The sequence below is a fragment of the Bacillus sp. FSL R5-0593 genome (genome assembly GCF_038603755.1).
In the GTDB taxonomy this organism is placed as follows: Bacteria; Bacillota; Bacilli; order Bacillales; family Bacillaceae; genus Bacillus; species Bacillus velezensis.
The window spans coordinates 2,770,153-2,783,267 of record NZ_CP152011.1; the positions used below are offsets into that span (position 1 = coordinate 2,770,153).

Here is a 13,115-nt window from a genome sequence, read left to right on the forward strand (position 1 = left end):
TAAAACCTAGTTGAAACTTTACAAGACAAGCTGAATTGACTATAGTCTAATTAGACTAAAATATTGATGTAAAGAAGTGAAAAATTAGATGATAAAGTCTTTTTTAATGTTGGGGCAGTCGAATATGGCGGGCCGTGGATTTTTGAATGAAGTAGACCCTATCTATAATGAAAAAATAAAAATGCTGCGCAATGGACAGTGGCAGATGATGACAGAGCCGATTAATTACGACCGTCCGGTTTCCGGCGTTGGCCTGGCGGCATCTTTTGCAGATGCATGGTCGAAAGCTCATCCCGATGAAGAAATTGGCTTGATCCCGTGTGCGGAAGGTGGCAGTTCATTGAATGACTGGCATCCGGAAGGCATCCTTTTTCAGCATGCTTTGTCCGAAGCCCGCTTCGCCCTCCGATCCAGTCAAATTTGCGGAATTCTTTGGCATCAAGGTGAGAGTGACAGTTATCGTTCGCTGCATGAAACTTATTACGAGAAATTAATTCTTATCATCGGGACGCTAAGAAACGAGTTGGAATTAGATGAGGTACCGTTGATTATTGGAGGGCTTGGTGACTTTCTTGGGAAGACCGGTTTTGGACAGCACGCGACTGAATTTCGACAGGTTAATGAACAATTGCTGCGTTTTGCTGATGAACAACAGAATTGTTATTTTGTTACTGCGGCAGGTTTGACTGCGAATCCTGATGGCATTCATTTAGACGCAGCTTCACAACGCAAATTCGGTTACCGTTATTTCGAGGCTTTTTCGAAAAAGTACCATATCCTGAAACCCATTTCGGGAGAGGAGCAATCACTGAAAGTGAATGGTGACTATTCTAAAACAGAACAGATTTACCTTCATAGTATGGATTTGGCTTCGGGTAAAATCACGTACGCGGAATTTGAAGCGCGGATGGCGAAGGTGATGAAACCATGATTCCCTTACTTATCCTTGGCTTGCTCATCCAAAACCCCGGAGCTCACGGCTATGAACTTCTGGCCTTAATGGAAAAACGTCATTACAAGTACATCGTTAACTTCACGAAAGGTTCATTTTATTACAATCTGCAGCAACTTGAAGAAAAGTGTTTGATTGAACAGATTCAGCAGAAACCCTCAACCGGCGGGCGTGAAATCCGCAACTTTAAAGTCACAGATTCGGGAAGGGCAGAATTCGAAAAATTAATGATCAAATACGGCACCAAATCGGAATATGTGAACCTGCAATTTTATGGGGCGTTACTCTTTGCCGATGAATTCGACAAAAATAAATTACTGGATCTGATCCAATCACAAATCGATCAGACTAAAACTCGAATCGAGCTCCTTGATAAATACCTGTCCATCACTCAAGAAATTCCCGGCACAATCAATTACTTTCGCCGCATGAATGAAAATTCCCGTTCACATCACTTGGTTAATTTAGAGTGGTTCGAAAAATTGAAAGCAGAAATAGAGTGAACTATTGCATCACAAAAAATGCAATGTTACATATATAGGAATATTAGTTACCTGCATATAAAACCTGTGTCGCAGATATCTCGTAACATCATTGATACAGGTTTTATACCCCTTCTTTAATTAAACCAGTAATGGGGTTGTCAACACTTGCCCCAAACAAGAGCAAGTGAATCTGCTGCGTGTTCTTCTTTTTCAATCCGTATGAATAACCGCTTTTTACACCTATTCAGTATTCAAGTAAGTCAACTGATTTTTCTCCATCTTCCGCTGAACTGCTGCTTGCCCTGTTGTTTTAGCTTTATCTGAATCTGTTTTATCTGTAGAAGCAGATTCAGACCCACATGCAGCCAAAGAAAAGCTTAGAGATAATGCACCAATGCCTAACCATTTCTTCAATTTTTCATCAACTGAATTAATCCTATTTTAAGATTTTGTTAAAGTTCAAATCTCCTAAGAAAGTATCTTTAACAAAAGGAAGAAGCTTCTTACATGTAATATGATGTGGTAAAATTTAGATAAGATTAAGTGGGAAGGAGACAGATATGAAAGTATTTGAAGCATCCTCGTTAATCTCAGCAGCGGAAAAGCGAGCAAAAGAATATGATCAGATTAGAGAACAATTTATCAATCTCAGGAAAGCTTTTCAGGGAATGGCTGACTTAGATGACAATGAGTTTTCGGGCAAAGGTGCTGATAACATCAAAGCATTCTTTCAAGATCACGCTAGTGTCACAGACAGCTGGCTTGATCTGATCGATATGAAGATTGCTTTTCTTAACAGTCTTTCTGGAAAAGTAACTGATGCGGGATTGGCCGATTCGTTTGTGGAAGAGTCATTTTTAGAACATGAGTTGATTCATGCGAAGAATAAATCACAAGCCATCATGCAAGAGCAGCGCAATGAAATGAAAGGTATCCTTGATGAAATCAGCGATATCATTCATCTTGATGTTTTCTCTACAGAAGATGTCGATCAAAAGCTTGAGTCAGCAGATAAAAAAAGGAACGATACCATACATAAACTCGGAAAGCTTGATCACGATCTAACGAAAGAATACGCAGAAACCGAGGCAAATGAACATTTCATTCAGGCAGACTTTCAACAGCTCCAAAACGCTACGGGCAAAGGAAAAAACGCCACTCCGCTTCATTATAACGCCAAGGCGTACAGAGAAAGTGACATACATAAGAAAAAAGGCGAGATTGCAAGACACTCAGACGCTTACCTGACAATTAAGAAGGAAGAGGCGAAAGAGCGGGAAATCAAGGATCTGAAGAAAAAACTCGCCGACGGTGTGACCGATCCGGATGAATATTTGGAAATTGCGAAGAAGATCGGCTATGAAAACCTTGAACCTTCCCAGCAGCAATATGTGATTCAGCTTGAACAAGCACAACAGCTCGAAGAAGTTGGTGAAACCACATGGGAAGTCCTGAAAGGAGTTGGAGTCGGTCTCTACGATGTCGCTAAGGATACTGTGACTGGCGTTAAAGATTTAGCTGTCGGGACTTGGGAGTTTTCCCAGCTCTCCGAAGAACAAAAATTAGCCAAAACAATTTCAGCTGTATTGAAGACACCTTCCTATGCAAAAATCATATGGACAAACATAGCGGATTCATGGAATGATAAAATGGTTAACGGAGATGCATACTCACGATCTCATTATATTACCTATGTGGTCGGGAGCCTTGTTGGACTAAAGGGCGTTGGCTCTGCTGTGAAAGTAACAAGCAAACTTGGTAAAGCCGGTGCTGCCAAAGTAGATAAAGTGATTGGAGCTGGAGAAAAAGCAGCTACTAGACATGTAAACAAAGGGATTACCGTAGGGAAAAACTACATAAATTCTTTATCTAGAAATAAAGATGATCTAGCACTTGTAGGTATAGCACAAGATATTGAGAATACGCATAATGTAAAGAATACGTCTATATTAAAAAAAGCAATACAATCCAAACATGATCAATTTGTTAAAGCTGCACCATACACGTACGAAAACAGTGCGGGCAAAACAACGACCATTAACTTAAGAATGGGTCATTTGAAAAATGATGTCCATCCAGTAACAAAAGTTCCCTATGATAAAGACGGATTTCCAATATTCGAATCAAAACATACACTCACACTTGATAAAGCCGACTTTAAAAAAAGTAGAGACCAGCATTTTGACAAATTAAATAAACAATTATATAAGCAGACTGAAGAAGATCCATCATTGATTAAGAAGCTTGATTTGAACGAAGATGATTTACTTGATCTTCAAGATGGAATAACACCAGAGAAATACACATGGCACCACCATCAAACTCCTGGAAAAATGGAGCTAGTAGATCGAGTCATTCATGCTAAAACTGGTCACACTGGCGGATATAAAATTTGGGGAAAAGATGAGAAATAGGAGGTTAATCAATGCAAAGTATTAAATGGAGAAAACGAAGCACTTTTAAAGAGGCGACAAACAGTCAGATCGAAGAGGTAGAAGAAAAATTAAAAATCAAGTTCCCGACAGATTACAGAGAGTTCATTAAAGACCATAATGGATGCTCTCCTATAGATAAAAAGGTTGTTTCATTCCAAAATTCTCGAGAATCAATAAACAATTTACTGAGTATAGGAGATCCAACTCGACCAATTGATCTCCTTAGTACACTTGATAATGTTAAAGATCGGTTAGTTGATAAGATCATACCTTTTGCTACAGATGCAGGGGGAAACCTCTTTTGTTTTGATTATAGATTGTCTTCTCAAGAACCCGTAATTGTTTTTTGGGATCATGAGATCGCTAATGAAGATAAGGGAAGTTCCATTAGCTATGTTTGTGATTCATTTACAGACTTAATGGACAAGCTTGAAGAACAACATTAAGTTTTTTGACTATAGTTCTGAAATTTTCGAACATAACTCTGAGTGTCCTTGGCATTCAAGGTTCTAAAAATAGCAGAGGAATATTGATTAATGTTTAATAATTCATTAACTTTCTTCTTATATTTTTGTTATTATTCTTATTTTTTTCTCCCTCTACCCATGGATATTCATAGACCTAAAAAACAGCTTAGAACCTTTATGGAATGAATGGGCACGCAAATAAAAAATGTCAAATTTATTAATGTTAAGGCCCCTATAGAGGGTCTTCTCTTATTTTAATAAAGTTTTATGTTGCTCTTTCAGTCTATAAATACCATCTCGATAAGCTCGGCATTTCAAGGAGTTATGTGTCACGGATTAAAAACGCGCATTGATGAAAATGTTCCATGAGTTTTACCGGGCGGAGAAAGAGAAGCGGAAGAAGTCGAAGGGGAAATGAGCTTAAAAGCCCGATCTGACATCCCGGCTTTTTCTATTCAATATAAAACAATGATAACTTTCTTTCATCTTATGAAACCCAATCAGTTATTAGGTGTTTTCTTTATCTGTACAAATACAGGTGAATCACTTAATTTATTACATATAAGTTATCCTGCAAAACTGTGCACGAAATGTCGGGTAGATACATTTCGCTCCTGTTATTCTTTTGTTAAAGGAGGTCAAATAAATGGATTCGCTTAAAAGGATGAACAGCGCATTAACGTATATTGAAGAAAACCTCACGAACGATATTGATTTCAAAGAAGCAGCAAGGCTTGCTTTCTGCTCTGAATATCATTTTAAAAGGATGTTTTCCTTCCTTACAGGTATTTCATTATCGGAATATATTCGTCGACGACGTCTTACTCTTGCAGCTTTTGAACTTAAAGACAGCCGCGTAAAGGTGATTGATCTTGCAATAAAATACGGTTATCACTCACCAGATTCTTTTGCACGAGCATTTCAAAATCTGCATGGCATAAGACCATCAGAAGCTAAACATAATGGCCATTCACTTAAAGCTTATCCGCGAATGACCTTCCAGTTATCAATCAAAGGAGGAAATGAAATGAACTATCGCATTGAAGAAAAAGAGGCATTTCGCATCGTCGGCATTAAAAAAAGAGTCCCTATTTTGTAAAGGCGTGAATCCTGACATTGCATCGATGTGGGAAAGTTTAGATGAAACAGCAATCAATCAACTAAAAGAGCTTTCTAATGTAGCGCCTGTAGGACTCATCAGTGCATCCACGAACTTTTCTGAAGGCCGGACAGAGGAAAACGGAGAGCTAATCACTATATTGGCGCAGCCACAACGAGACATTGCCCAGATCATCTATCACAGCTTGAAGTCCCTGCCTCAACGTGGGCTGTATTCGAAGCAGCCGGATCTTTCCGGATGCACTGCAGGAAGTATGGGGACGGATTTATTCCGAATGGTTTCCATCATCACATTATGAACAAATTGAAGGCCCAGAAATCCTGTGGAACGAACATAAGGATGTAACATCGCCATCTTTTAAAAGTGAAATTTGGATACCCATTTCAAAAAAGTAATATATCTTACAATGAAATTAGAGGAATTAAAGGTTTTAAGGAAGGGGTCTCATCCCTTCCTCTTTTTGCACCGACTCGAAGACTTTAATGAGCATTGACTATAAAGTCTGAGTTCTTTTCCATAATTCCGCATGTTTTTTTACGATATTTATAAATTCAGCCATCGCTAAGGAATACCATCTTTTTTTATGATAAGCCACCTGCATTAAAATACGTGTTTCATTCAAAATCAATCCACTTAATTTGTTTTCTTTCAACTCTTTTTGTACAGTGATCAACGGTAATAACGAAATTCCTAATCCGCACATCACACACTGCTTAATTGCCTCAACACTCCAGAATTCAAAGGTATTCTCCGAAACCAGTCCTTGGTGTTTCATATACTCTTCAAAGTAAGTACGGTAGCTGCACCCATGTTCTGTATATAGAATCACTTCATCAGATGAAAAATAAAAATCATCAAATGGAATATTTTTCAACTTATGATGTTCAGGGAATATCAATATCATTGGCTCAGTTATCAGTTTTTCTATATATAAATCAGCTTCCTCTTGTTCGTACCCCAAAAGAAACGCTAAATCCACCTTCCCATTTCGGAGGTCATTTTTTAATTCCCAGCATGTCGATGATTTTAATGTTATTTTCACTTTAGGAAAGAGCTTTTTGAATTCGTGAATAATTGGAGGTAAACGGTAAACCGTTAAAGATTCCGGAGCACCAATAACGAGAGTACCGATCGGTTCATCGTTTGATTGTATTTGTTTTACTTTTTCGGAAATCCTGATCATTTCGTTTGCATAAGGAAACAAAAGTTCCCCCGCTTCAGTTAACAGCATTTTCTTCCCAAAACGATTAAATAACGGTTTTCCTATTTCTTGCTCAATATCTTTAATATGTGAAGTTATGGTCGATTGGGCATAACCCAAATATTCAGCTGCCTTTGTAAATCCTCCCTTTTCTACAATTGTTATAAATGTTTTTAAGTGCCGTAATTCCATCATGTCTCCCCCTTTGAACATCACTAATCCCGATGGAAAAGTTCATATATATCTATTTTACCGATGAAAGGAAACAAATTACAATTGGAATATGATCGTAAAACACGTTTAGGAAAGGATGGAAAGTAAAGTGAGAGAAAGAAAACTCGGCCCCGTGCTTTTAAGCGGATTAATTGTTGGTCCTATTTTAGGATCGGGAATTATATTGCTTCCACCAATCATTTATGGTAAGACTGGAGATTATGCCATATTAGCATGGTTTATGATGATGATCATGAGTTTTCTATTTGCTTCATTGTTTGGAAAATTGAGTGTTTTATTTCCGAATGAATCTGGTGTTGCGCATACAGTCGAACTTGCATTTGGACAACATATAAAACAATTAACTTCTGTATTTTTTATTATTGCGGGCAGTGTGGGGCCAGTTGCCGTTCTCATGACAGCCAGTCAATATCTAAAGGCTTTGTTTAAAAGTAATGGTTGGCCGCTAGAGACATATGGAATCATTCTGATGATGATTTGTTTATTCGTTCTTTTATTGAATATCTCTTCTGTAGGAAAAGTGTCATTTATGTTCTCCACAGTTGCCACAGTAGTATTGTTAAGTGGAGGAATTAGTTCAATCCCCTTTATGAGGGATAAAGCTTTTATTAAAACACCATTTCATCTTGATGATTTTGGTTATAGTATTCTTTTGCTTTTTTGGGCTCTAGTTGGTTGGGAAATTATAGGGAATTATAGTTTGGATGTCAAAAATAGAAAAAGAACGATTCCCCAAGCAATAGTAATAAGCTCAGTGGTCATCACAACGGTTTGTATCATTGTAGCTGCTTCTTATCAATGGATTAATTTACATCAGGCGCACACATTAACGATTATTTTAATTCCATTGCTTGGAACGTTTGCTTCACCGACAATGGCTTTCATCACAACAATATTATGTATGAGCACATATTTATTGGTTACTGGCGGAGTATCACGTCTAATAGCCTCAGAGAATAAAAAAATAACCTTGATTTCTTTCCGCTCCAAAACAAACATACCAATTGGAGCCCTAGGCTTATTAACATTAATTCATGCAATCGTTTTTATTCTTTTATTTATAAATTTCATTAATGTTGAACAAATTGTCGGCATAGCAAATGCTTTCTTTATTAGTAATGCGATTTGCGGTATTTTGTCTGCATATAAACTGCTACCTGGTAAGTTTTCAAAGAGTTTATCATTAATGCTTATTATCAGCTTTTTGATTATCCTTTCTTTCTCATCAATATGGATTTTATTAATGATTGCCCTTATAACTGCTTTTTATTTGATCCGACACTTTATTTGGATGCGTCAATTAAAGAAATCCGCTACTAATTCTCAAGACAAATTACGATTTTAAGAATTTCTCACCCAAGCTTGGATGTATAAACAAGAACGGGAGATTTTACAGTTTGTATAGGACATAGTTATTTCTTTTACAATGATTACTTACGGACACCTTCCGCTCATTTACATCATTTTATATTCATTTTGGCCAGAAAAAGGGCACTGTTTTCAGTCTGTCCAAGTAAAAAAGGAAGGGGTTTTCCCTTCCTTTAGCCCTAACTTGATCTCCTGCCATTTTGAAACCGACATTTGAAGCACTGTCTGCATCAACAAAGTGAGTAAAAGGTAAGATGCTACTTGATCCATACTGTCTGTCAATGAAATTCGACTAATCATCACTAATGATAAGTTCAGTCATTGCAGATAACTTGAGTTTTCATCCATCATTAAGATTCAAAGTCTGATGTTCAAGCAGCATCACCCCTTGGGTAATGCTATGTAACAGCCGTTTGTCCTGATAAAGTTATTTTCATTACACTCCTTTTATTCATTTGCCATCATTTCTATTTATAAATGATGAGGAAAAAACAATAAACGTCCGTCCTAACTGTTTCATCTTATTTATTAAAATTTTAATCTCTTCCTTGTAAAATAAAGAAGCAATCTCATTTCCAGGCAGTTCATGTCATGTCCTTGGGACAAGTTCATCAATTCTTTTATTCTGCTCCAACTCTCATTCACAATTAGGACATTTCAGTGGCGTATCGGTATAAAGTGAACTAATTTATTAATGTTCAACAACAGAATTTCGTCTATTGACAATAAAGAATGCACAAATCATTGCAAGAATGGCCATCGCCCACCAGAACGTTGAGATCGCCTGATCATGATCGATGATTATCAAACGAATGACAGCCGTGATGCCAATATAAATAAAGTAGCGAAGCGGGAAATGAAAGTCTGATTTGAAGTATTTGATAATCAAAGCAATGAACTCAAAATACATGAAGAATATAAGCAGTTCCCCAAGCATCTCATAATAGCTGTCCACTTTGTTGAACAGTGACTTGTATACGAATTGCACAATGTACCATGTCTCGCTGATCAGAAGTCCGCTTAAGGCTATCGCCAGGAAGAACAGGCAGACATTGAGAAGCGCTTGTAACAGGTAAGGCGCCTTTTTAAAATTGTTGGAAAATCTCATCTTGTTGTCTCCTATTTCAATATTTTCGTCGTTTTGATCCGCAGCCTACATCTTTCTGTTCCAAAATCGCAGCACGATGCAGTACTTGGAATTCTTTTGTATACTGTGAAACTGCCCCTGCATGCGGGACATCATTCGCGCAATGCTTCTTTCACCGAGTCCGTTGCTTTCCGGTGTTACATCCGCAAGTTTAATCGTATTGCTGATATGAATCTCAAATATTTCTTGATCCGATACAAACGTGATGCTGATTTCTTCTTCCGGATCTGCGTATTTAAATAAGTTTGACATCACATTATCAAATACACGACCAAGCTCCTCCAAATTCACGTTAATATAGGTTTCCGGCAGCTCGCCTGAAATATGGACCCGGAAATGCTCCTGATGAAGGATAGCAATCTGATCTGATATTAGATCGTAGATCACTTCTTTCACTGCAACGGTCTCCAGGTCGGCCCCATGTTCCTTATTCAGCAGGAAATACGCAAACAGATTGTCAGACAAGTTTTTTAATTGCAGTGCTTTACCATAAGCATTGGCTACATAACGATCTTTGCTTGTACCCGCTTCGCCTCCTTCTTTTTTGGCAAACTCCAGATTCATGATCAGCGACGTCAGCGGTGTGCGCATATCGTGCGACATTTCGGTAACCAGGCTGCGGCTCTCTGCTTGCAATTCCTCGATCGCTTTAAGTTTGTCCAAGAAAGCTTTCCGCAGATCCTCAATGCTCTTTGCAATCATCGCTAATTCATCATGCCCTTTTATCGTCATCTCGTAGTCCAGCTGGCCCCCTTCAAGAATATGAATCTCTTGGTGAAGCGTTTTAAGGTAGCGAAGACTTTGACGGATGCCCAAGAGAACAATGATTAAAAAGATGAGGGTTGCACCGAGCAAATCCAATGTAAAGGCCAGATCATAATATCGGGAAGAGTAGAAACCGTCGATAATGACTCGTCCTTCACCATCGCTGAACTTGACAGGATGTGAATGATTTTGAGCGTACTGAGTCAGCTTTTCCTTTCCATAATCCGATTCGGAATAAACGGAATCATATTGCAGCTCCTGATCCTTAAATATGGTGAGGTTAATGTAATTTTCTTTTTTGACCCACTCGCCAAACGCTTTTCTATCCGATGTAGACAACCCATTTTCTGAAACGTACTGACTGAATTTTTGAATGTATCTCGCTGACTCCTTGTGATAATACTCATCCGAACTCAGATATCCCTCGATCAGATCATCTGTAATCTTTTGCAACGTCAGAAAGATTACACCGCTCACAATCGCAGCAACCATGATCAGCAAAGCCAGTTTTTTGGTTAGCGTGAATTTACGATGTGCCAAATCGATATCCTCTTCCCCATTCAGTTTTTATATAAACCGGACGTGCCGGATCATCCTCAATTTTGGAGCGCAGTTTCCGAATATGCACCATCACCGTATTGTTAGAACAGTAAAAGTAAGGCTGTCCCCACACACTCTCATATATATTTTGAGCAGAAAATATTTTGTTGCGTTTGCTCATCAGCAGTTTCAGGATACGATATTCCAGATCTGACAGCTTGATTTGCTGCTCCTCTTTCCAAACCTCATTAAATTCTTCGCTCACTCTCAGTTTGCCCCCGATAAGAAATGTTTCTTCCTGTTCCTTCTTTTCCTGATAGATTGTATATCTGCGTAATTGGGCAATCACTCTAGCGTGAAGTTCCTCTTCCGAGAAGGGTTTAGTCATATAATCATCGCCGCCGGCGAGTAATCCCTCAGTTTTATCGAGTGTACTCGATCTGGCCGTCAGAAACAGAATTGGGACGTTAGAGGTTTTCCTAATGTGCTGACAGGTTTCGATTCCAGAAATGCCTGGCATCATAATATCCAAAATAACCAAATCAAGCGAATCATTCACAAGTTGCAATGCTCGCTTTCCATCCTTGGCTCTTAGCACCTCGTAGCCTGAACGCGTAAGGGATTCCTTCAAAAGATCACCAATATCCCGATCATCCTCTACGACTAATATTCGATGGGTCATGCCTTTTTCACCTCATGATTCTTGATGTTATTTCTGTCACCTTACTATATATCATTCATAAGTAACGTACGTTATAAGATACTACGTAAATCTTAACAGTTTATGAAAGCTGATGTCCGCCACAATTTTGTCACATTTAAAAAAAAATGATGAACCTTCATAAATTGTTAAGATTCTGTCTTTATATTTATCCATTGTAAGGCTCGAGTTTTTCAGATCCGCACTGCACATTGCAATGGTAAATGGGAAAGGAGTATTGATATGATTGTACAAAAAGAAGAACGCGGGCAACCAGTGAGTCTGCGGGAACGGGTTCATTTTCTGGATATCGTACGTGGATTTGCCTTGCTTGGCATTATTATTGTCAACTATTTTCTGATCGTAGATTCAGTAAAGGGATTCGAAATGGCCTCCGGTGACCTCCTGCACAATCTGGTTTCCTGGTTTGCCGAAGGGAAATTCGTTACATTATTCTCCTTCTTGTTCGGAGTTGGGTTTATGATCTTTATGGATCGAGCCGCGCAGAAGGTAGATAGTCCCAACAAGCTGTTTGCCCGCAGGTTATCTATCCTGTTGGGGTTTGGCATTTTGCACATTACATTTGTTTGGGTCGGTGACATATTGACCTTTTACGCCGTAAGCGGCTTCCTGTTACTCGCTTTCTATAAACGCACGGCCAAAACGGTTCTTAGATGGATTATCGCACTTATCGTGTTTCAATTCCTGACTCCTGTTTTCACAATGTTGTACAATGTCATCAATACTGCAGGGTCAAAAAACCCGAATTTTTCAGAGTTTACTTTGTTTAGCCACACAAGCCTTACCTACATGGAATCCATCAGCACCCGGTGGACAGATATGGTCACGATGGCGGCTAGCTCTTTCTCTATGATCTATTCCATGTTTCTCATGTTTCTGCTGGGCGTGTACTTTGTTAAGATGGAATTTTTCAAAGACATGGAAGCGAAAAAGTTCATATGGAAGCGTATCTGGATCATTAGCACAATCGCTTTTCTAATAACACAAAGCAGTATATTACTAGACATGTCTAATCTTTCTGAGAATATGCTGTGGAAGGACATTTCCTCTGTCGTGGGTCAAAATGGCGGCTTAACCGGAAGTATGTTTTATATGAGCACTTTTGCAATGCTGTTTCTGTACGTTCCTCAGCTGCGAGGCCCTATGATGATATTCACCAAAGTCGGACGGATGTCATTGACCTGCTATCTGCTTCACTCTATCATTGGAACAGTTTTGTTCCTCCGGTACGGATTCGGGCTTGCGGATCATATTCAATCCGCCGGCACGTTCATGTTCAGTCTGGCCGTGTACTTCGTGCTTATGAGCTTTAGTACATTGTGGTTGAAACGGTTTAAGTACGGTCCGATGGAATTGATATGGCGCAAGCTGACGTACGGCAAAGTAAACGGAAGTCCCAAAGCGACTCCGCTGCATTCGGAAAAATCAATTCCGAAATAACCCCTTTGCACAGATTGCATGACTTCAAATTAGTTGTTGACGGAAGTGGGTATTAAACTTTTATATTATTTAGTGCTTCTTTGGGCTAACTCTGACAGAAAATTCACCAGAGTTTACTCAATGTGCATAGCTCGTGATCGAATCTAAAATGAATCTTTTGCGCATGCCTATAGTCAAGGGCAACACATTCGACTATTTTATGCGATTTTGTGATAGGAAAAATTCGAGAATAATAACTAA

Annotated in this window: 10 protein-coding genes and 4 pseudogenes; 9 read left to right on the top strand and 5 right to left on the bottom strand. The window is 38.8% G+C overall.

Going from position 1 to position 13,115, the window contains the following annotated elements:
* The first annotated feature begins 88 nt into the window (after window positions 1-88).
* Both NYE36_RS13670 and NYE36_RS13675 read left to right on the top strand, forming a co-directional pair.
* Window positions 89-931: a sialate O-acetylesterase gene (locus tag NYE36_RS13670; protein ID WP_094032232.1), complete on the top strand. Its 843-nt coding sequence runs from the start codon at window positions 89-91 to the stop codon at window positions 929-931.
* Window positions 928-1,455 carry a PadR family transcriptional regulator gene (locus NYE36_RS13675; protein ID WP_094032231.1) on the top strand — a complete coding sequence of 176 codons (528 nt, stop codon included), beginning with the start codon at window positions 928-930 and terminating at the stop codon, window positions 1,453-1,455. The genes NYE36_RS13670 and NYE36_RS13675 overlap by 4 nt, the downstream gene beginning before the upstream one ends.
* 279 nt (window positions 1,456-1,734) lie before the next feature.
* Here NYE36_RS13675 and NYE36_RS13680 read toward each other — a convergent pair.
* Window positions 1,735-1,851 (bottom strand): annotated as a pseudogene (locus tag NYE36_RS13680) (endonuclease); the annotation flags it as partial.
* A 146-nt stretch (window positions 1,852-1,997) separates the two neighbouring features.
* On the opposite strand from NYE36_RS13680, the gene NYE36_RS13685 reads away from it, so the two are divergent.
* The 4 genes and pseudogenes from NYE36_RS13685 to NYE36_RS13700 all read left to right on the top strand — a co-directional run bounded on the left by NYE36_RS13685 (window position 1,998) and on the right by NYE36_RS13700 (window position 5,854).
* Window positions 1,998-3,851 carry a T7SS effector LXG polymorphic toxin gene (locus NYE36_RS13685; protein WP_015417871.1) on the top strand — a complete coding sequence of 618 codons (1,854 nt, stop codon included), beginning with the start codon at window positions 1,998-2,000 and terminating at the stop codon, window positions 3,849-3,851.
* Between the two features lie 11 nt (window positions 3,852-3,862).
* A complete protein-coding gene (locus NYE36_RS13690) occupies window positions 3,863-4,318 on the top strand; it encodes an SMI1/KNR4 family protein (protein WP_003152829.1) in 456 nt (151 codons plus the stop codon).
* 323 nt (window positions 4,319-4,641) lie between these two features.
* Window positions 4,642-4,757 (top strand): annotated as a pseudogene (locus tag NYE36_RS13695) (RNA polymerase subunit sigma-70); the annotation flags it as partial.
* 228 nt (window positions 4,758-4,985) lie between these two features.
* Window positions 4,986-5,854: pseudogene (locus NYE36_RS13700) on the top strand (AraC family transcriptional regulator).
* A gap of 98 nt (window positions 5,855-5,952) precedes the next feature.
* Here NYE36_RS13700 and NYE36_RS13705 read toward each other — a convergent pair.
* Window positions 5,953-6,852, bottom strand: coding sequence for a LysR family transcriptional regulator (locus tag NYE36_RS13705; protein WP_094032229.1), 900 nt, complete (start codon window positions 6,850-6,852; stop codon window positions 5,953-5,955).
* 130 nt (window positions 6,853-6,982) lie between these two features.
* Between NYE36_RS13705 and NYE36_RS13710 the strand changes: the two genes are divergently transcribed.
* On the top strand, window positions 6,983-8,239 hold the full coding sequence (locus NYE36_RS13710; protein WP_031378926.1) for an amino acid permease: 1,257 nt from the start codon (window positions 6,983-6,985) through the stop codon (window positions 8,237-8,239).
* Between the two features lie 714 nt (window positions 8,240-8,953).
* Here NYE36_RS13710 and psiE read toward each other — a convergent pair.
* From psiE to yrkP, 3 genes are read right to left on the bottom strand one after another with little or no spacing between them, the layout of a single operon-like run.
* Window positions 8,954-9,370, bottom strand: coding sequence for a phosphate-starvation-inducible protein PsiE (psiE, locus tag NYE36_RS13715; RefSeq protein ID WP_012118039.1), 417 nt, complete (start codon window positions 9,368-9,370; stop codon window positions 8,954-8,956).
* A gap of 45 nt (window positions 9,371-9,415) precedes the next feature.
* Window positions 9,416-10,714, bottom strand: a complete 1,299-nt coding sequence (gene yrkQ / locus NYE36_RS13720; RefSeq protein ID WP_015417874.1) for a two-component system sensor histidine kinase YrkQ — start codon at window positions 10,712-10,714, stop codon at window positions 9,416-9,418.
* Window positions 10,701-11,396, bottom strand: coding sequence for a two-component response regulator YrkP (yrkP, locus tag NYE36_RS13725; protein ID WP_094031855.1), 696 nt, complete (start codon window positions 11,394-11,396; stop codon window positions 10,701-10,703). The genes yrkQ and yrkP overlap by 14 nt, the downstream gene beginning before the upstream one ends.
* A 261-nt stretch (window positions 11,397-11,657) precedes the next feature.
* On the opposite strand from yrkP, the gene NYE36_RS13730 reads away from it, so the two are divergent.
* Both NYE36_RS13730 and NYE36_RS13735 read left to right on the top strand, forming a co-directional pair.
* Window positions 11,658-12,875 carry a DUF418 domain-containing protein gene (locus tag NYE36_RS13730; RefSeq protein ID WP_094032228.1) on the top strand — a complete coding sequence of 406 codons (1,218 nt, stop codon included), beginning with the start codon at window positions 11,658-11,660 and terminating at the stop codon, window positions 12,873-12,875.
* Window positions 12,794-13,022: pseudogene (locus NYE36_RS13735) on the top strand (hypothetical protein). The gene NYE36_RS13730 and the pseudogene NYE36_RS13735 overlap by 82 nt, the downstream one beginning before the upstream one ends.
* The last annotated feature ends 93 nt before the right edge of the window (window positions 13,023-13,115 follow it).

Coding starts and splice junctions, on each gene's coding strand:
- NYE36_RS13730 (WP_094032228.1), top strand. CDS start 11,658: ATGATTGTACAAAAAGAAGAACGCGGGCAACCAGTGAGTCTGCGGGAA.
- NYE36_RS13670 (WP_094032232.1), top strand. CDS start 89: ATGATAAAGTCTTTTTTAATGTTGGGGCAGTCGAATATGGCGGGCCGT.
- psiE (WP_012118039.1), bottom strand. CDS start 9,370: ATGAGATTTTCCAACAATTTTAAAAAGGCGCCTTACCTGTTACAAGCG.
- NYE36_RS13705 (WP_094032229.1), bottom strand. CDS start 6,852: ATGGAATTACGGCACTTAAAAACATTTATAACAATTGTAGAAAAGGGA.
- yrkP (WP_094031855.1), bottom strand. CDS start 11,396: ATGACCCATCGAATATTAGTCGTAGAGGATGATCGGGATATTGGTGAT.
- NYE36_RS13675 (WP_094032231.1), top strand. CDS start 928: ATGATTCCCTTACTTATCCTTGGCTTGCTCATCCAAAACCCCGGAGCT.
- NYE36_RS13685 (WP_015417871.1), top strand. CDS start 1,998: ATGAAAGTATTTGAAGCATCCTCGTTAATCTCAGCAGCGGAAAAGCGA.
- NYE36_RS13690 (WP_003152829.1), top strand. CDS start 3,863: ATGCAAAGTATTAAATGGAGAAAACGAAGCACTTTTAAAGAGGCGACA.